This is a genomic window from Micromonospora sp. ATA51 (assembly GCF_016802855.1).
GTDB classification, from domain to species: Bacteria; Actinomycetota; Actinomycetes; order Mycobacteriales; family Micromonosporaceae; genus Micromonospora; species Micromonospora sicca.
Genome location: NZ_JAEVHJ010000082.1, coordinates 1 through 23,336, shown reverse-complemented (window position 1 = coordinate 23,336; position 23,336 = coordinate 1). Strand labels below are relative to the sequence as shown.

The following is a 23,336-nucleotide window of genomic DNA, read 5'->3' as shown; positions in this document are numbered from 1 at the left end:
CCGCTGCGCCCCGGGGTGGACGCCGACGCCGCCTCGCCCGGGCTGCGGCCCCGGCAGCGGCCCCCGTCCCCCTCGGCGTCCCCGTCGCCGTCCCGGCCGGCCGTGGTGCCCGTCCTCACCGTCACCCAGGCCGACGTGCCGGCGCGCGTCGACCTCACCGCGGCCGGTCCGGTCGACTGGGTCCACTGGGGACTCCTCGGCGCGGACCAGGCCGTGCGCAAGCGCAACGGCTCCGGGGCGATCCGCGACGAGGGCGGGCGTGGCCGGCGGGAGAGCTACAGCAACAACCCCGAGGCGTACGCCTGGCGGGACGGCGCCCCCGTCGGGTCTGCCGGCGGCACCACGTCCGGGCTCTACACCTGCGGCCGGGGCAACGGCTTCACGCTCGCCGTGACCGCCGACGGGGAGCCGCGCACGGTACGGCTCTACGCCGGCCTCTGGATGGCCCGCGGCCGCCTGGACCTGCGGCTCTCCACCGGCGGGCCGACCAGCACCCTGCGGATGGAGGACCCGCACACCCAGCACACCGCCGAGTTCACCATCCGGTTCCAGGCGCCCCGGGGGGCGAAGCTGCTGGTGAACTGGACGGTGGAGGAGTCCTTCGGGGACTGCGGCAACGTGGGCGTACAGGCCGTCGCGCTGCGCTGACCCCGGTTCGCCGGGTGCCGCCGGCGGGCCGGGAGTAGCGTGGGCGCGACGGCGGGCCGACGATCCGGGAGGGACCCATGACGGCGAGCGAGCAGGTGCTGGACAGCCCGGAGGGATGGGTCGCCGACCACATCCGCCGGTACGTCGAGACCGACGGCGCGGAGGGCCACGAGTGGCGTCCCGGCGTCTGGACCCTGCTGCTGACCACCCGGGGCCGGCGCAGCGGCAAGCTGCGGCGCACCGCGCTGATCTACGGCCGGGACGGCGACGCCTACCTGGTGGTCGGCTCCCAGGGCGGCGCGCCCGAGCACCCCGCCTGGTATCTCAACCTGCTCGCCGAGCCGGAGGTCCAGGTGCAGGTCGGCGCGGAGAAGTTCACCGCCCGGGCGCGGTCCGCCACCGGAGAGGAGAAGCCCCGGATGTGGCGGACCATGACGGAGACCTGGCCGGCGTACGACGAGTACCAGACCAAGACCGACCGGGAGATCCCGGTGGTGGTGCTCGAACGGATCTGACCTGGTCCGCACCTCCCGGGTTCGGCTGAGCCCGGGACAGATTGTCCGTCGCGCGGCCAGGGTGGCGTCGTAGCGTCCGGGTGTCCCGGTTCGACCATCCTCTGTGGAGGCCCCACCGATGAGCAGCGCCGCCCGCGTCCGTTCCGCCGTCCCGTCCGGGGCGGGTGACCCGTCCGGCGAGGGGCTGCGGGAGATCCCGCTGCCGCCGTACGCGACCGGCGAGGACGCCCAGTTCGCGGTGCGCGCGGTGGTGGTGCACGCGCCGCGGCGCTGGTCCGGCGGGACGGTCTGCCGCAACGACGCCAGCCCGCACCCGTGCCGGCTGCACCGCTGGGGCCGGCAGGTGCTCACGCTGCGCGGGCTGCCGGCCGCCGAGATCGACGCGCTGATCGAGCGCGGCGATCCGACCGCGCAGCCGCACCCGCACCGGCCCGGCGCCTGACCCGTCGCCGCGGGCCCCCTCCCGCCCTCCGGGACGGGACCCGCCGCGGCTCAGCAGGCGATCGGCTTCACCCAGGAGCACTCCAGGCCGTCCGGCACCCGCGGTGCCTCCGGCGCCGTCGGCACCACCAGCCGCGCCGTGGTCGTCCCCTTCTCGGTGTACGCGGCGAGCGCGATCGCGATCTGGTCCTCCAGCCCCTTCACCGAGGAGGTCAGGTAGTTGTTGAGCACGATCGAGAAGGCCAGCAGATGGCCGTCGGCGTCGGTGACGTAGCCGGAGAGGCTGGACGCGCCGGTCAGGCTGCCGGTCTTGGCGTGCACGTTGTTCGCGGCGGCCGTCCCGCGCATCCGGGTGCGCAGCGTCCCACCGACGAAGCGTTCGGCGTTGCCGGCGATCGGGAGGGCGGCGTACCAGTCGTCGAACCAGGGCTCGGCACGGACCGCGGCGAGCAGCGCGACGAACTCCGCCGGCGGGATCAGGTTGCGCCGGGAGAGGCCGGAGCCGTCCCGCTGGCGCAGCGTCCCGGTGTTCACACCGCTGTCGCCGACGTACTCGCTGATCGCGGCGAGGCCGGCCGACCAGGTGCCCGAGCCGGACAGGACCCGGCCGAGCTCCTTGGTCAGCACCTCGGCGTGGCCGTTGTTGGAGAGCTTGAGGAACGGCACCATCAGGTCGGCCAGCGGCATCGAGTCGTGCCGCGCGACCGGCTTCGCGTCCTCCGGGGTGGCCTGCCCGAGCACGGTCCGGCCGAGCACCCGGACGCCGTTCCGGAGCAGCGCGGCTCGGAAGATGTCGGCGGCGTAGCCGGTCGGCTCCCAGACCGTCATCCAGTCGCTCTCCGGCTCCTCGCCGACCGCGATCTGTCCGGTCACCACGATGGTGTTGCTGCCGTGCTCGCGTTCGAACGAGATCGTCGTCTCCCCGTCGGCGACCGTCTCGGCCCGGTTGTCGATCCGTAGGTAGCCGTTGGGTGGGGTCATCGTCACCACCGGCGGCGCGCCCGTGTCGGCCGACGGCGTGGCGTGCACGATCACCGTGCCGGCGTCGTAGTCGGTGTCCGGCGCCACGGTCAGCGCCGAGACCTGCGCGGCGTAGTAGTAGGACTCGTCGTCCCAGGTCCAGTCGGGACCCAGCCGGGTGCGGTCGTACCGGGTGTCGTCGGCGACCAGGTTCCCGCTCACCACCCGGACGCCCTGGGCCGCGACCTGGGCGGCCAGCGCGTCGTAGTCCTCGGCCAGCATGGTCGGGTCGCCGCCGCCGCGCAGGTACAGGTTGCCGGCGAGCAGGCCGCCCGGCGCACGCCGGTGCCGGCGACGTCGGTGGTGAACCGGTGCCCCGGGCCGAGCAGTTCCAGTGCCGCGGTCGAGGTGAGCAGCTTGGTGTTGGAGGCCGGCACCAGCCGGTGGTCGCCGTTGCGCTGGTAGAGGGTCTGGCCGGTGGTGGTGTCCAGGACGACCACCCCGGCCTGCGCCCCGGCGAGGCGGGAGTCGGCCAGCACGGCGTCGATGGTGGCGTTGAGCCGGGTCTGGGCGGGGGTGGGCGCCTCGGCCGTGGCGGTGGGGGCGCCGGCGGTGGCCGCGGTGGCGATCAGCGCCAGCACCGCGAGCGTCCGGGGAAAGAGACGACGATGCATGCGTCGATGCTGCCATGGAGGTTTCTTCCGGGAAACCCTCTGCGGCGAAAGTTATTTCCGATCAGGCCGGCTGGGCGGCGCGGTCGTGGCGGCGGTCCGGGACGGAAACCCTGCTCACCGCGCCGGTTACCCGCTCCGAGCCGGACCACACCCGGTGCCGGCCGGCACGGTGTCGACTGACCGCGCTCTATTTGACGGATGCCCGGCCAGGGGCACCGTAGGCCATGAGGGGCGTTTCAGCCTGCCCCGATTTGCACGGCGAAGACCGATTCGCCTTCCTGGGTCCGGGCCCGGCCCGCGCGGCCGCGCCGATCCGCCGAGATCCCAGACAGCCACGAGGAGTTCCGCCATGCTGACCATGACCGACAACGCCGTCCTGGTGATCCACGACCTCGCCGTCCAGCAGGGCGTCGGCGAGGACGGCGGGCTGCGCATCGCGGCCGACACCGACGCCGGCTCGCTCTCCATCGAGCTGGTGCCGCAGCCGGCGCAGGGCGACCAGGTGATCGCCAACCAGGGCGCCCGGATCTTCCTTGACACCGACGCCGCCGAGCTGCTCAACGACACCTCCGTCGACGCGACCGTGGACGACGAGGGGATCGTGCAGTTCGGCTTCACCGAGAAGGAGTGAGCGGCGCGGCTCAGCCCGCGCGGCGGGTCTCCCCGCCCCGGTGCGGCCGCCGGACCGTCCCCGCTCGGGGGCGTCCTGGCCGGCGCCCCAGTGCCCCGGCCGCTGACCCCGGTCCGGCCGAAGCAGCGTGCCCAGCACGTACGCCAGATGATGCGACGTGCTCCACGCCGCCCAGTTGCTCGCCGAGCCGGCGCCCGCCCCACGCCGGGCCCGGCGCAGGATCTCGTGGTCGCCCCACGAGAAGGCCGCTCCGGCCGTCGGCCAGTGCGGGGCCGCCACCAGCGTCCGGCACAGGTCGGCGAAGCGGTCGTCGCCGCGACCGCCCCGCCGGGACCAGCGGTAGACCCACCAGGCCCCGTCGGCCGTGTAGCGCAGTGTCGGCAGCCGGTCGCCGGGAGCGTCCGCCCCGGGCGCCGCGGAGCCGACCGCGTAGTCGCCGTACCCCACGCCCAGGTCGGCCAGCCGCTGCCAGAGCTGCCAGTCGAAGCGGTCGAGGCGTACCGGCTCGTCGGTGGGGAGGCGGGCCAGGGTCGGCGGCATCCCGCCGGCCGCCACGGTCACCGAGCGCCAGGCGTGCCGCCGGGCCCAGTCCAGCAGCCGGCGGATCCGGGGCTCCGCCAACCGCACGTCCGCCGGGCAGCAGACGTCGCCCGCGTCAACGAGCAGGTCGCACTGCTCCGGGACCAGCCGGGCGAGCCGCCAGACCCGCTCCACCGCCGTCGTCGTCGCGTCCGGGCCCGCCCGGTCCTGCCCGGTCCGCAGCCGGACCACCGCCCGCCCGGCGTACGCCCGCGCGGCCACGCCGTGCGCCACCAGCCGTCGGTCGCTCTCCGCGAGCCCGACCACCGGCACCAGGGGTACGCCCCAGCGGGCCAACTCGCTCTCCGGAGCGTCCGGCAGGGCGGAGACGTCGACGGACGGGAGCAGCCCGGACGGCAGCCGGCCGAGGAGGTCCACGGTGCTCGGATCGACCACGCAGACGTCGAGGACCGGAGTGAGCAGCGGAGCGGCGGCGTCGTCGAGATGGGCCAGTGCCTCCAGCTCACCCCGCCGACCGGCCAGAATGGGGCGGTAGACCGGTTCCGCCGCCCGACCCCCGTGGGCGGGCACCATACTTCAGCGTAGCGAGACATCGGCGCGTATCAAAGGTTTTCCGGCTTCAGGAGCCGGTAAGCGGTTCCGCGCGCCTGTCGACAAGGAATTCCCTGTCGACCTTGCGGACCCGCACACCGGATCGCGCCAGGACCGCGCTTCGGGGTCCGGACAGACCTGGTCTGTCGGACCCCGGAAGGCGGGAGGTGCTCGCTCAGTCGTCGCTGCCGGCGCGGTCGCCGCCGTGGTCGTCGGTGCGGTCGTCGGTCCGAGTGCGGGTGCCGTCGCCGCTGTGGTCGTCCGCCCGCTTCCGCTCGATTTCGACCACGGCGCCGTTGGCCCGGTCGACTTTGACCTCGAGCAGGATGCCGCCCTTGCCAATCTTGACGCTCCACACCGGACGGGCATGCTCGCGCTCGGCCTCGATCTCCACGATCCGGCCGCCGCCGGCCCGGGCCAGCGCGATCTGCCCGGCCTGCTCCCGGCTCACCGTCCCGTCGGCCGCCCCGGCGGACGCGGTGCTGGTCGGCGTCGCCCGGCCCGTCGAGTCGTCGTCCGGAGCGGGGTTGTCGTCGGTCGTCGGGCCGACCGTCGCGGCGGCCAGCGCGGCACCGGGGGCCTCCCGCTCGGCAGTGGTCACGCCGAGCGCGGCACCCGTGACCGCCAGCACGGCGGCACCGCCGGCCGCGGCCAGGACCAGGGAAGTTCGTCGCATCATCGCCACCTTTCCTCGGTTGTCCTGTCGAGGATCGGTCGGGAGTGGATAGCGGCGCGCTGCCCGGAGGCTAAGCCCCGGTTAAGGCCGCGGCGGCCCGAGCCGGAGCAGCAACAGCGCGCCACCCTCGGGCCCGGTGTGCAGCTCCAGCCGGCCGCCACTGGTCCGGGCGGCTCGGTCGGCGATGTCCAGCCCGAGCCCGGTCGACCCGGCTCGGCTGGCGCCCCGCCGCACCGCTCCGGAGGGCATCCCCGGCCCGGAGTCGGCAACGGTCAGCACCACCTGATCCGCGTCCCGGCCGAGCCCTACGGTGAACGGCGTTCCGTCCGGCGTGTGCGCGAAGACGTTGCCCAGCAACGCGTCCACCGCCGCGGCCAGCTCGTCGATGGCCACCGCCACCGGCAACGGACCGACGGCGAGGTCGAGGGTGACGCTGCGGCCGGTGTCCTCGGCGAGCACCGACCAGAACGCCACGCGCTCGCCGACCACCTCCGCGGCATCACAACGGGCCGTGCCGTCCGGGTACGAGCTGCGCCAGCGCGCCTGCCGGATGAGGCCGGTGACCGTCCGCTCGAGGCCGTCCACCGCCGAGGTCAGCCGGGCCCTGTCGGCCGGGTCGCGCAGCGATTCGGCCTCCAACCGCAGCGCGGTCAACGGGGTGCGGAGCCGGTGCGACAGATCCGCCACCTGCTCGCGCTCCTCGCGCAGCAGCACCTGGATCCGTTCGGCCAGGTGGTTGAGCGCGCCGGCGACCCCCCGCAGCTCGGCCGGTCCGGCCGGGGCGACCCGGGCGTCGAGTTCGGCGTTGGCGAGCCGGTGGGAAACCCGGGACAGCTCGGTGATCGGGCGGACCAGCGTGCGGGCCAGCCGGTCGGCGACGACCAGGCCGACGAGCACCAGCAGCACGCCGAGCAGTGCCAGCACCAGCCAGGCCCGGGTCACCCCGGCGGTGAGTTCCGACCGGGGAACCACGGTGCGGATCACCCCCGTGCCGTCCGGCCGGCCCTGGACCGCGATGACCACCTCCCGGCCGCCGTCCGACTCCGCGGTCAGGCTCTGGCCCCGGGCGGCGAGGGCCACCGCGGGCGTACGCGGCACCGGCGCGCCGACCACGGTGCCGTCGGGCAGGAACACGCTGACCGGCCGCCCCGAGTCGGCGGTGAGCTGCTCGACGGTGAGCCGGATGGTGTCCGGGTCGGCCGTGCCGACCACCGGCACCAGGCTCTGCGCGTCGGCGGTGGCCCGGACGGTCGCCCGGTCCGCGGCGACGGTGCGGACCAGCAGCGCCAGCGGCACGAGGAACGCGGTCAGGACGAGCACGCTGACGGCACCCGCGAGCAGCGCCAGCCGGCTCCTCATCGGTCGCCCCCGGGGGCCTCCAGCCGCACCCCGACCCCGCGGACGGTGTGCAGGTAGCGCGGCTCCTGAGCGCTCTCGCCCAGCTTGCGGCGCAGCCAGGACAGGTGCACGTCGACGGTCTTGTCGGCCCCGCCGTACGGGATCCGCCAGACCTCGGTGAGCAGCTCCCGCTTGGTGACCACCTGCCCTGGCCGGCTGGCGAGGTGGTGCAGCAGGTCGAACTCGCGCGGGGTCAGCTCGACCGGGACCGCGTCCAGGCTCACCTGCCGGGAGCGCGGGTCGATCCGCAGCCCGCCGACCACCAGCGTCGGGTCCCCGCCCCCGGCGTCGTCGGTCGACCGGCGCAGCACGGCCCGGGCCCGGGCGTCCAGCTGCGCCGCGGTGAACGGTTTCACCAGGTAGTCGTCGGCCCCGGCGTCGAGCATCCGGACGATCTCGGTCTCGTCGTCGCGGGCGGTGGCCACGATGACCGGCACCGAGCTGACCGCACGCAACATCCGCAGCAGCTCCCGACCGTCCAGATCGGGCAGTCCCAGGTCGAGCACGACGAGGTCGGGCCGGTCGTCGAGGGCGTCGCGCAGCCCGGTCATCGCGGTCGAGGCCGCGGCCACCGCGTGGCCGCGCTCCCGCAGCGCCCGGATCAACGGGGTACGGATGGTCAGGTCGTCCTCGATGAGCAGCAGCCGGGCCACAGCTGGCAGGTTAGACCCTGTGGGCGTCCGGGCCGGTACCCCTTAACCCGCCCTTAGCGTTCCCCGGCGCCCGGCTCAACCTTCCGTCGGGGACACTCGCTGCATGGGCCGTCGTCCGATCCTCGCCGCCGTCGGGTGGCTGGCCACCACCGTCGCCGCCACGCTCGTCGGGCTGGGCGCGATCCAGCTGGTCGGGGAGGGTATCGCCGGGACCCCGGGCGGCGTACGCGCCCAGCATGAGATCGAGCGCGCGCTCGCGTCCCCGGCGCCGGCACCCGTCGTGCCGACCGCGACCCGACCGGGAGCCCGACACCCAGTGCCGCGCCGACGCCGAGCCGTACTCCGGCCAGGGCCGGGGCCCGGCGGGGTTTCGCCACTCCGGGTGGCACTGCGGTGGTGGAGTGCGGGCCGGCGGGGGCCCGCCTGGTCTCCTGGTCGCCGGCGCAGGGCTACGGCGTGAAGGACGTCGACCGGGGGCCGGACGAGCACGTCGAGGTCAAGTTCGTCGGTACCGAGGGCGAGCACGAGCTGAAGGTGCGCTGCGTCGGGGGGAAACCGGTGGCTGCCGCCCACGGCTGACCTCCGACCGGCCGGACCGGCATTCCGAGCCGCACAGACGAGCGCACGGCGCCGCTCGACCTCGGTCGTAACGTCGCCGCGCTCTGGCCGTCTCCCACCACCGCAGCCGTACGGCGGTACGACAGCGGGGACCTGGCTCGACCGGTCGGTCCGTGCACCGGTCTTGGTGCTCCAGATGCCCGTCCTGAGGGGATGCAAACCACGGAGCAGTGGGGAATTCCACCATCTGCGCGTCCCGGCGTGACCGCGGGCCCGACCGGGTATGTCGGCGCCATGGAGCATTTCACGATCGCGACCGTCGCCGAGAAGAGCCCGGACTTCCGCCGGGTGCTCTGGACCGGGGAGCACACCCAGTTGGTGATCATGACGATCCCGCCGGGCGGGGAGATCGGCGAGGAGGTCCACGAGGACATCGACCAGATCCTGACCTTCGTCAGCGGCACCGGCGAGGCCCGGGTGGCCGGCGAGAAGAAGGAGGTCGTCTCGGGCGACCTGGTGGTCGTACCGGCCGGCACGAAGCACAACTTCGTCAACACCGGCCCCAACCCGCTGGTCCTCTACACCGTCTACGGTCCGCCCGAGCACGCCGACGGCGCCGTGCACCGGACCAAGGAGGAGGCCGACGCGGCGGAGGCGGCCGGCCAGGACGAGCCGCCGACCGCCTGAGCGGCGTGGTCTGAAAGCGACGGGTCCGGGTACCCGGGGCGGGTGCATCAGCCGGCGATCTCCGACTACGGATTCCTCTCCGACTGCCGCTCTGGTGCCCTGGTCGGCCGGGACGGGTCGGTCGACTGGTGGTGCCCCGACCGGTTCGACTCGGCGTCGGTCTTCTGCCGGGTCCTCGACCCGGCCGGCGGGCACTGGCGGATCGCGCCGCTGGCCGCGAGCCGGGTGGAGCGGGCGTACCGGCCGGACACGCTGGTGCTGCGGACGGTCCACCACACCCCGGAGGGGAGCGTGGCGATCATCGACGCGCTCGCCGCCGAACTGGGCGCCCGCGGCCACCAGCTGGGAATGAACTCGCCGGCGGTCCTGGTCCGGGTGGTCGAGGGCCTCTCCGGGCGAGTCCGCATGCACCTGGACTTCGCGCCGCGCCCCGAGTACGGCCTGCTCACCCCGTACCTGCAGGAGCAGCCGGAGGGCGGGGTGCTGGCCGTCGCCGGACCGGTCACGCTCACCCTGCGCGGCACCGGCCAGGTGCTCCGCCCCGACCGCGACCGCGTGTCCCACACCTTCGAGGTCGCCGCCGGCCAGACCGTCGGCTTCGACCTGGCGTACGGCGCGCTGTACGGGGCACCGCCGGCCCGGCTGGACCCGGTCGTCGCGCTGGCCGACACCGTTCAGGCCTGGGAGGGGTACCGGGAGGTCCACCGGTACGACGGCGAGTACGCCCCGCAGGTGCGGAACAGTGTGGTGGTGCTGACCGGCCTGACGTACGCCCGCAGCGGCGCGGTGGCAGCGGCGCTGACCACGTCGCTGCCGGAGCTGACCGGCGGTGATCGCAACTACGACTACCGCTACTCCTGGCTGCGCGATTTCTCCATGACCCTGCGCGCCTTCTGGGTGGCGGCCTGCCCGCACGAGGTGTCCCGGCTGTTCGCCTGGGCGGCCCGCTCGATCGGGCAGGTCGGGGACCAGCCCGTGCCGGTGATGTTCGGCCTGGAGGGGGAGCGGGACATCTCCGAGCACGAGTGCCCGCACCTGGCCGGGTACGCCGGCAGCCTGCCGGTGCGGATGGGCAACGACGCCTGGCTGCAACGGCAGCTCGACGTGCCCGGCGAGGTGCTCGCGGCGGTCTGGCGGTTCCACGACTACCTGGGCGACACGTTCGAGGAGGAGCTGCGGGAGATGGTCGTCGGGCTGGCCGAGCAGGTCGCCGCGACCTGGCACCTGCCCGACCGGGGGATGTGGGAGATCCGGGACGTCGAGCGGCACTACCTGTCGTCCAAGGTGCTCTGCTGGGTGGCGCTGGACCGCGCGGTGGCGCTGGCGCCCCGGCTCGGCGACCGGGCCGACCCGCGCCGCTGGGCGGCCATCCGGGACGAGATCCGGGCGACCGTGCTGCGCGAGGGGTGGCACGACCGGATCGGCGCATACACCAGTGCCTTCGGTTCGGCGGAGCTGGGCGCCTCCGCGTTGTTCCTGCCGATCGTGGGCTTCCTGCCCGCCACCGACCCGCGGATGCGGTCCACCATCGAGGAGGTGGCGCGCGAGCTGGGCACCGACGACGGGCTGGTGCGGCGCTGGAACAGCGACCCGGCGGGGTTCGTGCTCTGTTCGTTCTGGCTGGTGGAATGCCTGGTGCTGGCCGGGGAGACGGACCGGGCCCGGCGGTTGTTCGAGCAGGTCCTCGGCCACGCCAACGACCTGGGCCTGTTCGCCGAGCAGATCGACCTGCGCAGCGGCGCCCAGCTCGGCAACACGCCGCAGGCGCTGTCGCACATCGGCCTGATCAACGCGGCCTGGCGAATCACCGAGCCGACCACCGACTGAGTGACGTCACACCACCGGTACGCCCGACACGTCCACCGTCTCCGGATACTTCAGCCCCGCGCCGGTGTTCAGCACCACCACCCGCTCGCCGGCCCGGATCCAGCCCCCGGCCCGCAGGTGCCGGGCCGCCGACAGGCAGGCCGCCCCCTCCGGGCAGAGCAGCAGCCCCTCCCGGGCGGCGAAGTCCCGCAGGTCGGCCAGGATCTCCGCGTCGTCCACGGCGATCGCCGTGCCGCTGCTCTCCCGCAGCGCGTCCAGGATCAGCTCGTCGCCCAGCGGCGACGGCACGGTGATGCCGAAGGCCACGGTGTGCGCGTCCGCCCACGGGGTGGCCCGCGGCTCCCCGGCGGCGAACGCCCGGACGATCGGCGCGCAGCCGGTGGACTGCACCGCCACCAGCCGGGGCAGCTTGTCCTCCACCCAGCCCAGCTCGCGCAGCTCGTGCAGCGCCTTGTGGATGCCGATCAGCCCGACCCCGCCGCCGGTCGGATAGATGATCACGTCGGGCACCTGCCAGCCGAGCTGCTCGACGATCTCGTACCCCATGGTCTTCTTGCCTTCCAGGCGGTACGGCTCGCGCAGGGTGCCGGCGTCGAAGATCCGCCCGCCCGACTCGGCGACCAGCCGCGCCACCCACCGGCCGGCGTCGCTGATCAGGCCGTCGACCAGCCGCAGGTCGGCCCCGGCGGCCAGGCACTCGCGCCGGCAGATGGTCGGCGCGTCGAGCGGCATGGCGATGGTCGCGCCGATCCCGGCGCGGGCCGCGTACGTCGCCCAGGCCGCTCCGGCGTTGCCGTTGGTGGGCATGGCGATCCGCTCGACGCCCAGCTCCCGGGCCCGGCTCACCCCCACCGCCGCGCCGCGGGCCTTGAACGACCCGGTCGGGGTGAGCCCCTCGTCCTTGACGATCAGGTCCGGGATGCCGATCTCCGCGCCGTACGCCGGCGCGCGCAGCAGCGGCGTCCAGCCCTCGCCCAGCGTGGTGACGAACCGGGCGTCGGCCACCGGCAGCAGCTCCCGGTAGCGCCAGAGATCCGCCGGGCGGAGCCCGAACTGTTCCGGGGCCACCGAGGCGGCCACCGCGGCCAGGTCGTAGCGGGCCAGCAGGGGGGAGCCGCAGTCGCAGAGGTTCTGCAACTTGTCCGCCGGGCGCTCCGCACCGCAGCGCGGGCACTCCAGGTGCGTCAGGTGCACGATGCTCCTCAGCTCGTGTCGATGCTCAGCCAGCGTCGGCTGCGCCGACCCGGCTCGTACGGGGAGTCGAGCCGCTTGGCCACCACCCCCGGGAGCCCCTGTTCACGGGCGGTCCGCAGAGCGTCCGCGCCGACACCCGCGAACCACGGCGGAGTCTGCCAGTGCGGGCCGGTGAACGCCAGACCGTCGAGCAGCTCCCGGCGCTGCGCGTACGGCACGTCGGTGCTGGTCACGCCCTCCAGCCAGAGCAGGTCGAAGATCAGGAACTGGCCGTCCGAGGTGCCGCGCCGGCCGGTCGCCGGTCGGACCCGGCCGGCGGGGTCGATGCGGACCAGGACGCCGTCCAGCACCGCCTCCGTCGGCGCCAGCTCCTCAACCAGTTCCCGCAGCCACGGGTACGTCCCGGTGATCTCCTCGTCGGTCTCCGACAGCAGCCGCAGCCGGCCGCCGGAGACGTACGCCATCGCCCGGACCCCGTCCCAGCGCAACTCGTACCCCCACGCCTCCTCGTCCTTCGGCAGCCGCCGGGCCCTCGTCGGGCACATCGGGCGGACCAGCTCCGGCATGCTCGTCCAGCCCGGCGGCGGGGGATCGGTCCGGCGGATCATCCAGTCCCGACCGCCGGTGCCGAAGAGCGCGTAGCGGCCCTTCGTCCGCTTCCCGTCGAGCACCACGATCACCTCGTCGTCGCGCCACTTCTCCACCCGGTACGTCCCGGTGTCGTGGATGGTCATCCTCCCGCCGCCGTACTCACCGGCCGGGATCTCGCCGTGGAAGGTGAGGTACTCCATCGGGTGGTCCTCGGTGTGCACGGCCAGGTGGTTGCGGCCGGGCTCGCGGGGCAGGCCGCGCGGCACCGCCCAGGAGGCCAACACCCCCTCGTGCTCCAGCCGCAGGTCCCAGTGCAGCCGGCGGGCGTGGTGCTGCTGGATGACGAACCGGGCCTTGGCGCGGCCCGCCCGCGCCGGCTCCGGGGTGCGTTCCGGCACCGGTTCGGGGGTACGCTTCGCGTCCCTCCGCCGCCGGTACTCCTCCAGCCGGTCCGCCATCCCCGCATTCTGCGGCACCCGGGGTCCGCTCGCAGCACGCCACCGGGGCGATTCATCCCCGCTCCGCCCCCGCGTGGGCGATTGTGCCGTTCCGGACCCGACCCGGCACAACCGTCCCGATCCGGTCGGCCGGGCCGCTGTCGGCGGGTCGCCGGCATGCCGGCCGTGATCAGGGGTAGAACAGCCGCCATGACCAGCGCTGAACAGCCCACCGTCCCGCTCGCCGGCGACGTCCGGATGCCGCTGCTCGGCTTCGGCACCTGGCAGGCCACCGGCGAGGCCGGCTACCAGGCGGTGCTCGCCGCCCTCGACGCCGGCTACCGCCACATCGACACGGCGACGATGTACGGCAACGAGGCGGAGGTCGGCCGGGCGATCAAGGAGAGCGACCTGCGCCGGGAGGACATCTTCGTCACCACGAAGCTACCGCCGGGCCGGGTGGGCCGGGAGCGGGAGACCATCGAGGCGAGCCTGCGCGCCCTCGACACCGACCACGTCGACCTGTGGCTCATCCACTGGCCGCCGTCCTCGCCGGGCGACAGCCTCCCGGTCTGGCGAGAGCTGCTCGCCGCCCGGGACGAGGGACTGACCCGCACGGTGGGGGTGAGCAACTACAGCATCAGCCAGATCGACGAGCTGATGTGGCGGCCGCGCGCAGCCCGGCGGCCTTCGCCTCGGCAGTGCCCAGCGAGAAGAGGTCGAGCTCGGCGTCCCGGACCAGCGCCCGGGCACCGTCGCCGTCGTCGGCGCGGGCCACGCCGAGGTAGCCCCGGACCACCGCGACCGGCACCTGGTCGCACTTGCCCTTGATCAGCTCACCGGCGCCGGCCAGCTCGTCCACCACGGCGATCTCGGTCAGTTGCAGCTCGTTGCCGTACGGGTCGATCTCGCCCCGGTGGTCGCGGATGGCCGGCATCCCGGCCACCCCCAGCGCCACGTCGGTGAGCCCGTTGCGCCACGGCCGGCCCATCGTGTCGCTGATGATCACCGCGACGTCGAGGTCGTAGCGGTCCCGCAGCGCCGCGCGCAGCGCCCGGGCCGAGGCGTCCGGATCCTCGGGGAGCAGCACCAGCCGGGTCTTGTCGACGTTCGAGGCGTCGATCCCGGCGGAGGCCATCACGAAGCCGTGGTGGGTCTGCACGATCCGGGTCGCCCCCCGGCTGGCGACCACCCGGGCCGTCTCGGCTTCGAGCACCTCGTCCCGGGCGGCGAGCCGCTCCGGGCCGTCCGCCGGCACGTCGACCAGCCGGCCCTCCGCCTTCGACACGATCTTGCTGGTCACCACCAGCACGTCGCCGTCGCGCAGCCACGGCGCCGCGGTGGCGATCAGCGCCGCCAGGTCGTCGCCCTCGGTCACGTCGCCGATGCCCGGCACCGGCAGGATCTCCAGCCTCACACCAGCTCCAATGCGGCGCGGACCATCGCCACGGTCGCCGCCTCGTCGGTCATCCGCAGCGGCGCCGTCCGGACGGTCACCCCCGGCACCAGCGCGCCCTCATCCTCCGGTGCGACCAGCCAACCGTCGAGCAGGCCGCCCGCCGACCGTCCGCCGTAGAGGCCGCCCACCCCGGCCGCGCTGCACTCCACCCCGAGCACCGCCAGGCAGCGGTCGGCCATGCCACGTACCGGCGCCCCGCCGATGACCGGCGACACGCCCACCACCGGCGCCGGCCCGTCGGTGACCGCTTCCCGCAGCCCCGGCACGGCCAGGATCGCGCGATGCTCACCACCGGGTTGCTCGGCGCGATCAGCACCACGTCGGCCGAGCCGATCGCCTCCAGCACCCCCGGCGCCGGCTTCGCCGTCTCCGCGCCGACGAAGACGAACCGGTGCGTCGGGATGTCCGCCCGGTACCGCACCCACCACTCCTGGAAGTGGATCGCCCGCTGCCCCTGGTCGCCGTCGCCGTCCGGCCCGCTCACGACGACGTGGGTCTCCAGGCGGTCATCGGTGGCCGGCAGCATGGTCAGGCCCGGTTCCCACCGGGTGGCCAACGCCTGGGTCACCGCGGAGAGCGGGTACCCGGCGTTGAGCATCGTCGTCCGCACCAGGTGCGTCGCGATGTCCTTGTCGCCGAGGCCGAACCAGGTCGGCTCGGCGCCGTACGCGGCCAGCTCCGACTTGACCGTCCAGGTCTCGCCCACCCGACCCCAGCCGCGCTCCGGGTCGGCGCCGCCGCCCAGCGTGTACATCACGCTGTCCAGGTCGGGGCAGACCTTCAACCCGTGCAGCAGCAGATCGTCGCCGACGTTGACCACGGCGGTCACCTCGGCCGCCACCTCCCGGGCGTACGCCCGGACGCCGAGCAGGAACCGGGCGCCGCCGATCCCGCCGGTCAGAACCACGATGCGCATGGCGTCCATCCTTGCGTACGCGCCGCCGTCGTTCGGCCGGTGCCCGGAGCAGACTAGGCTCACAGCGGCAACTGTCCGTTTTCGTCCCCAGGGGGAGTTCGTGACCAGCCCCGCCGAGCCCGCGTCCACCGACGCGCCGCAGGCCAGCCAGCTGACCAAGCCACTGCGCGAACTGGCCGCGCTCGTCCTGCTCGGCGCGAACGCCGTGCTCCTCGTCGTCGGCCTCTTCCGGCTGCTGGTGCCGATGGACGACTACAGCACCTTCAGCGGCCGGGCAGGGAGCACCTTCTTCGTCTTCGTCGGCGTCGAGTCGACCGTGCTGCCGGTGCTGGCCGTGCTGCTCGCCACCCACGTCCGGCCGGTGCTGCCCAAGGCCAAGCTGATCACCCAGGTCGCCCTCGGCGAGTACGCGCTCGGCGCGCTCTTCGGCGCGCTGACCTTCCTGATCTGGCTCGTCGGCCGGCTCGCCGAGGCGGAGGTGCTCGACGCCCTGCTCGGGCTGCTGACCCGGGCCGCCTGGCTGGCGATCTTCGCCGTCGCCGGGTACGTCGTCTTCAAGGTCTGGCGCACCCTGTACTACACGCCCCGGCCCAAGCCGCAGCCCGGCGTCTACGGTCAGCCGCAGCCCGGTTGGCCGCAGCCGGGCGCCCATCCCGGCCAGCCCGGCGGCTACCCGTCCCCCGGCCAGGGGGGCTACCCGCCGGCCGGCGGCTACCCGGCCCCGAATCAGCCCGGCTACCCGGCCGCGAATCAGCCCGCCTACCCGGCCGCGAACCAGCCCGGCGGCTACCCGCCGCCCGGCCAGTTCGGGCAGCCGAACCCGTCGCGCCGCCGTTCAACACGGCCCCGCCGTACGGCAACGCCCCGCACCCGGCCCCGTCGGCCGGCGCCCCGCACTCCGCGCCGCCGTTCGGCCAGCCGCCGTCGGCCGACCCGACGCAGGCCATCCCGCGGCAGTCCGCTGAGTTCGGCCAGCCGACCTGGCCCGACGGCGACCACACCCAGCGCTTCCACGGGGACGACCCCAACCAGCCGCGCTGACCCACCGCCGGCGCCTGGCGGCCGGTCTCGCGTACCACCGCCGAGAAGAGTGGCCTGTCCCGCCGCGAGGCCGCTCTTCTCGTTGCGGCGGGCCCCGGGGGCGGCCGTTCGGCGGGCGGGTCCCGGCGTCCGGTCGGGACGGTCGGGGTCAGCGCATAGGCTGGGCGGATGGTTGATCGCACCGACTCCGCCCCGACCGCGGCGAGCGTGCAGCGGGCGCTGCGCCGGGCCGCGGCCGGGCGGGCGCTGGACCTCGACGAGGCGACGGCGCTGCTGACCGCCCGGGGCGCCGCGCTGGACGAGCTGCTCCGGATCGCTGGCGACATCCGCGACGCCGGGCTACGCGAGGCCGGCCGTCCCGGTGTGGTCACCTTCTCCAAGAAGGTCTTCGTCCCGCTGACCCGGCTGTGCCGGGACCGCTGCCACTACTGCACCTTCGCCACCGTGCCGCACCGGCTGCCGGCCGCCTTCCTCGACCGCGACGAGGTGCTGGCGATCGCCCGCGAGGGCGCGGCGCAGGGCTGCAAGGAGGCGCTCTTCACCCTCGGCGACCGCCCGGAGGAACGCTGGCCGGCGGCGCGGCAATGGCTGGACGAGCGCGGCTACGACTCCACCCTGGACTACCTGCGGGCCTGTGCGGTGGCGGTGCTGGAGGAGACCGGGCTGCTGCCCCACCTGAACCCGGGCGTCCTGTCCTGGTCGGAGCTGCAACGGCTCAAGCCGGTCGCGCCGAGCATGGGGATGATGCTGGAGACCACGGCCACCCGGCTCTGGTCGGAGCCGGGCGGCCCGCACTTCGGCTCGCCCGACAAGGAGCCGGCGGTCCGGCTCCGGGTGCTCGACGACGCCGGCCGGGTGGGGGTGCCGTTCACCACCGGCATCCTCATCGGTATCGGGGAGACCCTCGCCGAGCGGGTCGACGCGCTCTTCGCGATCCGCCGCGCGCAGCGGGAGTACGGACACCTCCAGGAGGTGATCGTGCAGAACTTCCGCGCCAAGCCGGACACCGCGATGCGCGGCATGCCCGACGCCGAGCTGCACGACCTGGCCGTCACGGTCGCGGTGGCCCGGGTGCTGCTCGGCCCGCGGGCCCGGATCCAGGCCCCGCCGAACCTGATCGAGGGCGAGTACGACCTCCTCCTGCGCGCCGGCATCGACGACTGGGGCGGGGTGTCCCCGGTGACCCCGGACCACGTCAACCCGGAGCGCCCGTGGCCGCAGCTCGACGAGCTGGCCCGGCACACCGCCACCGCCGGCTTCGCCCTGCGGGAACGGCTCACCATCTACCCCGAGTACGTCCGGGCCGGCGACCCCTGGCTGGATCCACGTCTGCTGCCGCACGTGACCGCGCTGGCGGATCCGGCGACCGGCCTCGCGGTAGAGTCGGCCCGCCCGGTCGGCCGCCCGTGGCAGGAGCCGGAAGAGGTGTTCGGCGGCCGGACCGACCTGCACGTGACCATCGACACCGCCGGGCGCACCGACGACCGCGCGGCGACTTCGACAGCGTCTACGGTGACTGGTCGGAGGTGGCCGGCAAGGCCGATGCCAGCCTGGCCGGCGCCGTCCGGGCCGCCACCGGGAGCGGGGTCGGGACGACCAGCGGCGCGGACGACCACGCCCTGCGTACCGGGCTCCGGTTGGCCGCGGACGACCCGGCGGCGCTGCTGGAGCCGCGGCACGCGGACGCGGCGCTGGCGCTCTTCGCCGCCGACGGCCCAGCGCTGGACGAGCTCTGCCGGTGCGCCGACGGGGTGCGCCGGGACGTGGTCGGCGACGACGTCACCTACGTGGTGAACCGCAACATCAACTTCAGCAACGTCTGCTACGTCGGTTGCCGGTTCTGCGCCTTCGCCCAGCGGGAGAGCGACGCGGACGCGTTCCGGCTGTCCCTGGAGCAGGTCGCCGACCGGGCCGAGGAGGCGTGGGCCGCCGGCGCCAGCGAGGTCTGCCTGCAGGGTGGGATCGACCCGAAGCTGCCGGTCACCGGCTACGCCGACCTGGTCCGGGCGATCAAGGCGCGGGTGCCGGGGATGCACGTGCACGCCTTTTCCCCGATGGAGATCGTCACCGCCGCGGCGAAGGCCGGCGTGCCGGTGAAGGAGTGGCTGGTCCAGCTCCGCGAGGCCGGGCTGGACACCATCCCGGGCACCGCCGCGGAGATCCTCGACGACGAGGTGCGCTGGGTCCTCACCAAGGGCAAGCTGCCGGCCGCCGCCTGGGTCGAGGTGGTGAGCACGGCCCACGAGCTGGGCATCCGGTCCAGCTCCACGATGATGTACGGCCACGTCGACCACCCGGGCCAGTGGCTGGCCCACTTCCGGGTGCTGGCCGGGGTGCAGGACCGCACCGGGGGCTTCACCGAGTTCGTCGCCTTGCCGTTCGTGCACACCAACGCGCCGATCTACCTGGCCGGCATCGCCCGGCCCGGCCCGACCTGGCGGGAGAACCGCGTGGTGCACGCGATGGCCCGGCTGCTGCTGCACGGCCGGATCGGCAACATCCAGTGCTCCTGGGTGAAGCTGGGCGACTCCGGCACGGTGGCGATGCTCCAGGGCGGCTGCAACGACCTGGGCGGCACGCTGATGGAGGAGACCATCTCCCGGATGGCGGGGTCGGGCAACGGCTCGGCGCGTACCGAGGAGGAGTTGCGGGCGATCGCGGCGGCGGCGGGACGACCGGCCCGCAAGCGGACGACCGCGTACGGTCACGTCCGCGCTTAGCGTCGAACCTTTCCCCGTCGCCGGCCGTACCACTGGCTGCCGGCGGCGGTTCCGGCGAGGACCGTCGCCGGCAGCCCCTACCGGGGGTGCCCGGCGGCGTCCGCCTCGGCGGAGCGTCCGGGGCTCCCGGCCACCGCGGGCGCTGACGCGCGGCCCGGAAAGGTTGCCCATGACCAGTGATCAGCGGAAGCGGCCCTGGCCGCGACTGACCCGCCGGCAGACGTTGACCGCCGCGGCGAGCGCCACCCTGGGCGCCGCCGCCCTCACCGTGCCGGGCCTGTCGGCCGCACAGAACACCCCGTCCGCAGGGCGCCGGGACGACGCGATCGTGGTCCACCTCCGCGACGCCGCCTCCGGGACCATGGACGTCTTCGTCGGCACGACCCGGATCGAGGTACGCGACCGCGCCCTGGCGGACCGGTTGCGGCGCGCTGCCCGACGCTGACCCGCCCCGCGCCGCCCGGCGGCGTGACCTCTCCCGGCGCGGGCTCTCGGCGCCGGTGATCCCACTCGACTACCGCTTCCCAGACGCAAAGGTGTGGTCCGCCATGTCCTCCCACCGTGAAGCCCCGGAGATAGCCAAGGATCCGGTCGCCGACAGCTCCGACCTGTACGCGTTCGTCAGTCCCGATCATCCGGACACGGTCACGTTGATCGCCAACTACGTGCCGTTGCAGCTCCCCTCCGGCGGTCCGAACTTCTTCGAGTTCGGTGACGACGTGCGGTACGAGATTCATATCGACAACGATGGCGACGGCTATCCCGATGTGACGTACCGGTTCGAATTCCGCACCGAGATCACCAATCCGAACAGTTTCCTCTACAACACCGGCCCGATCGAGTCGCTGGACAGCAAGAACTGGAACCGGCGGCAGTTCTACCGGCTGACCCGGGTGGCCGACGGCAAGGAGCACGTGCTCGCGCACAAGTTGCCCTGCCCGCCGTGCAACGTCGGTCCGCTCTCCACCCCGAAATACCAGGACCTGGTCCGGCAGGCCACGTTCCGCCTGTCCACCGGGGAGAAGGTCTTCGCGGGGCAGCGCGCGGACGGCTTCTTCGTCGACCTCGGCGCGATCTTCGACCTCGGCACGCTGCGGCCGTTCCAGCAGTTGCACGTGGCCGGCAAGAAGCTCTTCAAGGCCGAGGGGGAGCCGGTCAACGCAGTGGACCGGATGAACGTGCACAGCATCGCCGTGCAGGTGCCGCTGAGCCGGGTCCGCCGCAAGGCCGCCCGGTACGGCGCCGCCGACCGGGCCTCGACGATCGGGGTGTGGACGTCCGCCGCCCGGCAGCAGGTGCGGGTGCTCGGCGACCGGGTGGCCGCGGACACCGCCGCCGGCCCGTTCACCCAGGTCTCCCGCCTCGGCAATCCACTGTTCAACGAGGTCATCGTGCCGATGTCCAAGAAGGACCTGTGGAACACCTTGCCGCCCGCGGAGGACAAGCGGTTCGCCCGGTTCGTCGAGCAGCCGGAACTGGCCGCGCTGCTGCCCGCGCTCTACCCGGGCGTCTTCCCCAGCCTCGACGCGCTGAACAAGTCGAAGAAGCCACGGGCGGACCTGGTGGCGATCCTGCTGACCGGCGTCCCGGCCGGGCTGATCGACGGCTTCACCAACGTGACCGGCGACGTCCAGGCCGACATGCTGCGGCTGAACACGGCGATCAAGCCGAACCGCAGGCCGGACCGGTTCGGTGTGCTCGGCGGCGACCTGGCCGGCTTCCCGAACGGCCGCCGGGTCGGTGACGACGTGGTGAGCATCGCGCTGCGGGCGATCGCCGGCGTCACGGTGCCGCTGGTGGACAAGGCGTTCAAGCCGGACGCCGCGGCGGCGGCGGTCACCCCGGGGCTGAGCGCCGCCGACGTGACGGCCCCGTTCCTGGGCGACTTCCCGTTCCTCGGCACACCGTACGACGGGTTCAACAACCCGCCGGCGGCGAAGTCCTGAGGAGCGGGTCGTGCACGAGCACCAGCATAGCTACGGTCCGACGGGCAGCGGCAGCGTGATGCTGAATCTCGGCGGGAACTGCGGTGCACTGATCATCTACACCGGACGGGACCTGCACGGCCGGGAGATCGAGATCAGCCGGGACGACGAGGAGCGGCGTACGCACTCCGCGGTGCGGGAGCGGCAGGTCCGCGACGGGGCGTTCCACAGTGCCGTCTACCCGGATCTCGAGGCCGGCCTGTATACCGTCTGGTGGGACGACCGGACACCGGCTGGAGCGATCTCCGTCACCGGTGGGTCGATCGCCGAATTCGTCTGGCCGACCAGCTCTCCGCCGGGGGCGGGCTGATCCTCCGACGCCCTCCGGTCGCCGCGCCCCGTCCCATCACGTGGACGGGGCGCTGTCGGTGCTGTCCCGCTCGACGGGCGGTCGGCGCGGACTCGGGCTAACCTTTGCCCCACCACAATTGCTGATCTTGGACGCTGCCGCGCCGGCCGCCCGGGTACGGCCCGCCGGAACCTCCACCGGGGGTCTCCGGCGTCGTCGTCGCCGGGCACGCCACGGCAGAAAAGCCGGGCAACTCGCCGGAGAGGGCGTTACTCGTCCGGGGTCTGAATCGATAGGGCAGGTTGCGAGGCTCGGGCGGCTCGGTCGGTCGTCCGGGACGTGTCGGGAGGGCGACTCCATTATCAAGTTCGGCTTGACGGCGCACGCATTACACGCGTGTAATTTGAATGGGGTTGTTCGCGCGGAACGCAACAAAATGTGACCGGACGGACAAGCACGCCTTTCGCGTGGGGGGTTGCAGCGGCGATGACGCCGGTGCGCGACAAGGAGGCATCTGATGGACGGCCAGCTCGAGGTGGCCGACCTGCTCGGAAACGCGCCGGAGTGGCAGGAGCGGGCGCTGTGCTCGCAGACCGACCCGGAGGCGTTCTTTCCTGAGAAGGGCGGCTCGACCCGCGAGGCGAAGCGCATCTGCTCGCGGTGCGAAGTGAAGACGGAGTGCCTGGAATACGCTCTCGGCCACGACGAGCGGTTCGGGATCTGGGGTGGGCTCTCCGAGCGGGAGCGGCGCAAGCTCAAGCGGCGGGTCGCCGCCTGAGACGGTGCCGGGCCAGGGCGGTGGGGGCCGCCCGGCTCGGGACGACCGCGCGACCGGCGGGGGCCGGTCGGGTGTCGGTGACGGGCGCCGGCGACGCGACGGGGGTCGTGGAGGCCGGCGGACCCGGCGCCACGCGTGGGGGGATGCGCCCCTCAGGCCAGCTCGTCGGGGTCGACCCCGAGCAGGTTCGCCACCTGCTCGATGATCACGTCGTGCACCAGGTCGGCGAGGTCCTCGCGGTCCATCGCCCGGAACTCCAGCGGCCGCCGGTAGAGGACGATCCGCGGCGGCACCTCCTGCCGGCCGGGTCGGCCCGGCAACAGCCGGGCGAGCGGCACCTCGCCGTCCTCCAGCACGTCGGAGTCGTAGACGTTCAGGTCCGGCGGGACGTCCTCGACCGCGAACTCGACGCCGGCCAGCTCCTTGGCGAAGCGACGTTCCAGCGTCTCCACCGTGTCCAGCACCAGGTCGTCGAAGACCTCCGCCTTCGTCCGGGCCAGCGGCACGGTGGCCGGCACCAGCCGCCCGCGCAGCCCTCGACCGTGGCGGTCGCGGTGGGTGCGCCGGCCGGAGCCGGGGCGGCGGTGTTCCGGGCTCGTCATGAGGAAGAGGGTAGCCCCCGCCACCGGCCCGCCCGCTGCTGCGCCGCTGGTGCGGCGTGCCGGTGATCCGATCGGAGGAATTGTGATCACCGTGACGGGCGTGTCGCAACGCGAAGCGGTGCGCCGGACCCGGTAATGGGGATACCCTGCCGCCGTGAGGTCACCACGGCGCTGCTCCCGTAACGGCTGCCCCCGGCAAGCGGTCGCCACATTGACCTATGTCTACAACGAGTCGACAGCCGTGGTGGGCCCGCTGGCGGCGTTCGCCGAGCCGCACACGTACGACCTCTGTGAGCCGCACGCCCGCAGCCTGACCGCCCCGCGCGGCTGGGACGTGGTCCGACACGAGGGCGAGTTCGAGCCCCCGCCGCCCACCACCGACGACCTGGTCGCCCTGGCCGAGGCCGTCCGCGAGGCCGCCCGCCCCGCGCCGCCCCGTCCCCCCGAGGACGACCACGACCTCCACCAGGCCCAGCACACCGGCCGCCGCGGCCACCTCCGCGTAATCCCCCCCACCCACTGACC

21 protein-coding genes and 5 pseudogenes are annotated in these 23,336 nt (G+C 73.9%); 15 read left to right on the top strand and 11 right to left on the bottom strand.

What is annotated here, in order from left to right:
* The 3 genes from JNW87_RS15335 to JNW87_RS15325 form a co-directional block, all read left to right on the top strand.
* Positions 1-648: hypothetical protein (locus JNW87_RS15335; protein ID WP_238453898.1), on the top strand; the 648-nt coding region annotated here is incomplete at its 5' end.
* A 77-nt stretch (positions 649-725) separates the two neighbouring features.
* The gene (locus JNW87_RS15330; RefSeq protein WP_109801627.1) at positions 726-1,163 is read left to right on the top strand and encodes a nitroreductase family deazaflavin-dependent oxidoreductase; all 438 of its coding nucleotides are present in this window, start codon (positions 726-728) and stop codon (positions 1,161-1,163) included.
* A 118-nt stretch (positions 1,164-1,281) separates the two neighbouring features.
* Entirely contained in the window at positions 1,282-1,605 is a 324-nt protein-coding gene (locus JNW87_RS15325; protein WP_201749600.1) for a hypothetical protein, read from the top strand.
* Positions 1,606-1,655: 50 nt separating this feature from the next.
* Here the strand turns inward: JNW87_RS15325 and dacB are convergent, their stop codons facing one another.
* Both dacB and JNW87_RS39530 read right to left on the bottom strand, forming a co-directional pair.
* Positions 1,656-2,846, bottom strand: a complete 1,191-nt coding sequence (gene dacB, locus JNW87_RS15320; protein WP_255543913.1) for a D-alanyl-D-alanine carboxypeptidase/D-alanyl-D-alanine-endopeptidase — start codon at positions 2,844-2,846, stop codon at positions 1,656-1,658.
* Positions 2,783-3,238, bottom strand: coding sequence for a D-alanyl-D-alanine carboxypeptidase (locus tag JNW87_RS39530; protein ID WP_255543912.1), 456 nt, complete (start codon positions 3,236-3,238; stop codon positions 2,783-2,785). The genes dacB and JNW87_RS39530 overlap by 64 nt, the downstream gene beginning before the upstream one ends.
* A gap of 349 nt (positions 3,239-3,587) precedes the next feature.
* On the opposite strand from JNW87_RS39530, the gene JNW87_RS15315 reads away from it, so the two are divergent.
* Positions 3,588-3,869: an adhesin gene (locus JNW87_RS15315; protein WP_109801625.1), complete on the top strand. Its 282-nt coding sequence runs from the start codon at positions 3,588-3,590 to the stop codon at positions 3,867-3,869.
* Positions 3,870-4,061: 192 nt separating this feature from the next.
* On the opposite strand, the pseudogene JNW87_RS15310 reads toward JNW87_RS15315, so the two are convergent.
* The 4 genes and pseudogenes from JNW87_RS15310 to JNW87_RS15295 form a co-directional block, all read right to left on the bottom strand.
* Positions 4,062-4,982, bottom strand: a pseudogene (locus JNW87_RS15310) (hypothetical protein); the annotation flags it as partial.
* A 193-nt stretch (positions 4,983-5,175) separates the two neighbouring features.
* Positions 5,176-5,679 carry a PepSY domain-containing protein gene (locus tag JNW87_RS15305; RefSeq protein WP_238453897.1) on the bottom strand — a complete coding sequence of 168 codons (504 nt, stop codon included), beginning with the start codon at positions 5,677-5,679 and terminating at the stop codon, positions 5,176-5,178.
* 78 nt (positions 5,680-5,757) lie between these two features.
* Complete coding sequence (locus tag JNW87_RS15300; RefSeq protein WP_109801624.1) at positions 5,758-7,035, bottom strand: HAMP domain-containing sensor histidine kinase; 1,278 nt, start codon at positions 7,033-7,035, stop codon at positions 5,758-5,760.
* Entirely contained in the window at positions 7,032-7,727 is a 696-nt protein-coding gene (locus JNW87_RS15295; RefSeq protein ID WP_109801623.1) for a response regulator transcription factor, read from the bottom strand. The genes JNW87_RS15300 and JNW87_RS15295 overlap by 4 nt, the downstream gene beginning before the upstream one ends.
* A 393-nt stretch (positions 7,728-8,120) precedes the next feature.
* Between JNW87_RS15295 and JNW87_RS15290 the strand changes: the two genes are divergently transcribed.
* The 3 genes from JNW87_RS15290 to JNW87_RS15280 all read left to right on the top strand — a co-directional run bounded on the left by JNW87_RS15290 (position 8,121) and on the right by JNW87_RS15280 (position 10,799).
* Positions 8,121-8,306, top strand: coding sequence for a hypothetical protein (locus JNW87_RS15290; RefSeq protein WP_238453896.1), 186 nt, complete (start codon positions 8,121-8,123; stop codon positions 8,304-8,306).
* A gap of 273 nt (positions 8,307-8,579) precedes the next feature.
* Positions 8,580-8,972, top strand: coding sequence for a cupin domain-containing protein (locus JNW87_RS15285; protein WP_109801644.1), 393 nt, complete (start codon positions 8,580-8,582; stop codon positions 8,970-8,972).
* A 42-nt stretch (positions 8,973-9,014) separates the two neighbouring features.
* Positions 9,015-10,799: a glycoside hydrolase family 15 protein gene (locus JNW87_RS15280; protein ID WP_238453895.1), complete on the top strand. Its 1,785-nt coding sequence runs from the start codon at positions 9,015-9,017 to the stop codon at positions 10,797-10,799.
* 6 nt (positions 10,800-10,805) lie between these two features.
* Here the strand turns inward: JNW87_RS15280 and JNW87_RS15275 are convergent, their stop codons facing one another.
* Both JNW87_RS15275 and JNW87_RS15270 read right to left on the bottom strand, forming a co-directional pair.
* Positions 10,806-11,993 (bottom strand): threonine synthase, encoded by a 1,188-nt coding sequence (locus JNW87_RS15275; RefSeq protein ID WP_109801620.1) that lies wholly within the window; start codon positions 11,991-11,993, stop codon positions 10,806-10,808.
* Between the two features lie 8 nt (positions 11,994-12,001).
* Positions 12,002-13,042 (bottom strand): DNA polymerase ligase N-terminal domain-containing protein, encoded by a 1,041-nt coding sequence (locus JNW87_RS15270; protein WP_109801619.1) that lies wholly within the window; start codon positions 13,040-13,042, stop codon positions 12,002-12,004.
* Between the two features lie 189 nt (positions 13,043-13,231).
* On the opposite strand from JNW87_RS15270, the pseudogene JNW87_RS15265 reads away from it, so the two are divergent.
* Positions 13,232-13,684 (top strand): annotated as a pseudogene (locus tag JNW87_RS15265) (aldo/keto reductase); the annotation flags it as partial.
* Here JNW87_RS15265 and JNW87_RS15260 read toward each other — a convergent pair.
* Both JNW87_RS15260 and cofD read right to left on the bottom strand, forming a co-directional pair.
* A pseudogene (locus JNW87_RS15260) lies at positions 13,665-14,438 on the bottom strand (coenzyme F420-0:L-glutamate ligase); the annotation flags it as partial. The pseudogenes JNW87_RS15265 and JNW87_RS15260 overlap by 20 nt on opposite strands.
* A pseudogene (gene cofD / locus JNW87_RS15255) lies at positions 14,435-15,396 on the bottom strand (2-phospho-L-lactate transferase). The pseudogenes JNW87_RS15260 and cofD, both read right to left, overlap by 4 nt.
* A 100-nt stretch (positions 15,397-15,496) precedes the next feature.
* Here cofD and JNW87_RS15250 point away from each other — a divergent pair.
* The 6 genes and pseudogenes from JNW87_RS15250 to JNW87_RS15225 all read left to right on the top strand — a co-directional run bounded on the left by JNW87_RS15250 (position 15,497) and on the right by JNW87_RS15225 (position 22,209).
* Positions 15,497-16,714 (top strand): hypothetical protein, encoded by a 1,218-nt coding sequence (locus tag JNW87_RS15250; RefSeq protein ID WP_309233955.1) that lies wholly within the window; start codon positions 15,497-15,499, stop codon positions 16,712-16,714.
* Positions 16,606-19,157 (top strand): annotated as a pseudogene (locus JNW87_RS15245) (bifunctional FO biosynthesis protein CofGH). Before JNW87_RS15250 ends, JNW87_RS15245 begins: the two are co-directional and overlap by 109 nt.
* Positions 19,158-19,326: 169 nt before the next feature.
* On the top strand, positions 19,327-19,602 hold the full coding sequence (locus JNW87_RS15240; RefSeq protein ID WP_109800144.1) for a hypothetical protein: 276 nt from the start codon (positions 19,327-19,329) through the stop codon (positions 19,600-19,602).
* Between the two features lie 103 nt (positions 19,603-19,705).
* Entirely contained in the window at positions 19,706-21,103 is a 1,398-nt protein-coding gene (locus tag JNW87_RS15235) for a DUF4331 domain-containing protein (protein ID WP_109800143.1), read from the top strand.
* A gap of 10 nt (positions 21,104-21,113) precedes the next feature.
* On the top strand, positions 21,114-21,452 hold the full coding sequence (locus tag JNW87_RS15230) for a phospholipase (protein ID WP_236647317.1): 339 nt from the start codon (positions 21,114-21,116) through the stop codon (positions 21,450-21,452).
* A 496-nt stretch (positions 21,453-21,948) separates the two neighbouring features.
* The gene (locus JNW87_RS15225) at positions 21,949-22,209 is read left to right on the top strand and encodes a WhiB family transcriptional regulator (protein ID WP_013284161.1); all 261 of its coding nucleotides are present in this window, start codon (positions 21,949-21,951) and stop codon (positions 22,207-22,209) included.
* A gap of 152 nt (positions 22,210-22,361) precedes the next feature.
* Here JNW87_RS15225 and JNW87_RS15220 read toward each other — a convergent pair whose 3' ends face one another.
* On the bottom strand, positions 22,362-22,811 hold the full coding sequence (locus JNW87_RS15220; protein ID WP_088963879.1) for a metallopeptidase family protein: 450 nt from the start codon (positions 22,809-22,811) through the stop codon (positions 22,362-22,364).
* Positions 22,812-22,965: 154 nt separating this feature from the next.
* Between JNW87_RS15220 and JNW87_RS15215 the strand changes: the two genes are divergently transcribed.
* Positions 22,966-23,334 carry a DUF3499 domain-containing protein gene (locus tag JNW87_RS15215; protein ID WP_238453894.1) on the top strand — a complete coding sequence of 123 codons (369 nt, stop codon included), beginning with the start codon at positions 22,966-22,968 and terminating at the stop codon, positions 23,332-23,334.
* The last annotated feature ends 2 nt before the right edge of the window (positions 23,335-23,336 follow it).

Coding starts and splice junctions, on each gene's coding strand:
- JNW87_RS15325 (WP_201749600.1), top strand. CDS start 1,282: ATGAGCAGCGCCGCCCGCGTCCGTTCCGCCGTCCCGTCCGGGGCGGGT.
- JNW87_RS15270 (WP_109801619.1), bottom strand. CDS start 13,042: ATGGCGGACCGGCTGGAGGAGTACCGGCGGCGGAGGGACGCGAAGCGT.
- JNW87_RS15285 (WP_109801644.1), top strand. CDS start 8,580: ATGGAGCATTTCACGATCGCGACCGTCGCCGAGAAGAGCCCGGACTTC.
- JNW87_RS15330 (WP_109801627.1), top strand. CDS start 726: ATGACGGCGAGCGAGCAGGTGCTGGACAGCCCGGAGGGATGGGTCGCC.
- JNW87_RS15225 (WP_013284161.1), top strand. CDS start 21,949: ATGGACGGCCAGCTCGAGGTGGCCGACCTGCTCGGAAACGCGCCGGAG.
- JNW87_RS15235 (WP_109800143.1), top strand. CDS start 19,706: ATGTCCTCCCACCGTGAAGCCCCGGAGATAGCCAAGGATCCGGTCGCC.
- JNW87_RS15315 (WP_109801625.1), top strand. CDS start 3,588: ATGCTGACCATGACCGACAACGCCGTCCTGGTGATCCACGACCTCGCC.
- JNW87_RS15220 (WP_088963879.1), bottom strand. CDS start 22,811: ATGACGAGCCCGGAACACCGCCGCCCCGGCTCCGGCCGGCGCACCCAC.
- JNW87_RS39530 (WP_255543912.1), bottom strand. CDS start 3,238: ATGCATCGTCGTCTCTTTCCCCGGACGCTCGCGGTGCTGGCGCTGATC.
- JNW87_RS15240 (WP_109800144.1), top strand. CDS start 19,327: ATGACCAGTGATCAGCGGAAGCGGCCCTGGCCGCGACTGACCCGCCGG.
- dacB (WP_255543913.1), bottom strand. CDS start 2,846: ATGCTGGCCGAGGACTACGACGCGCTGGCCGCCCAGGTCGCGGCCCAG.
- JNW87_RS15300 (WP_109801624.1), bottom strand. CDS start 7,035: ATGAGGAGCCGGCTGGCGCTGCTCGCGGGTGCCGTCAGCGTGCTCGTC.
- JNW87_RS15305 (WP_238453897.1), bottom strand. CDS start 5,679: ATGATGCGACGAACTTCCCTGGTCCTGGCCGCGGCCGGCGGTGCCGCC.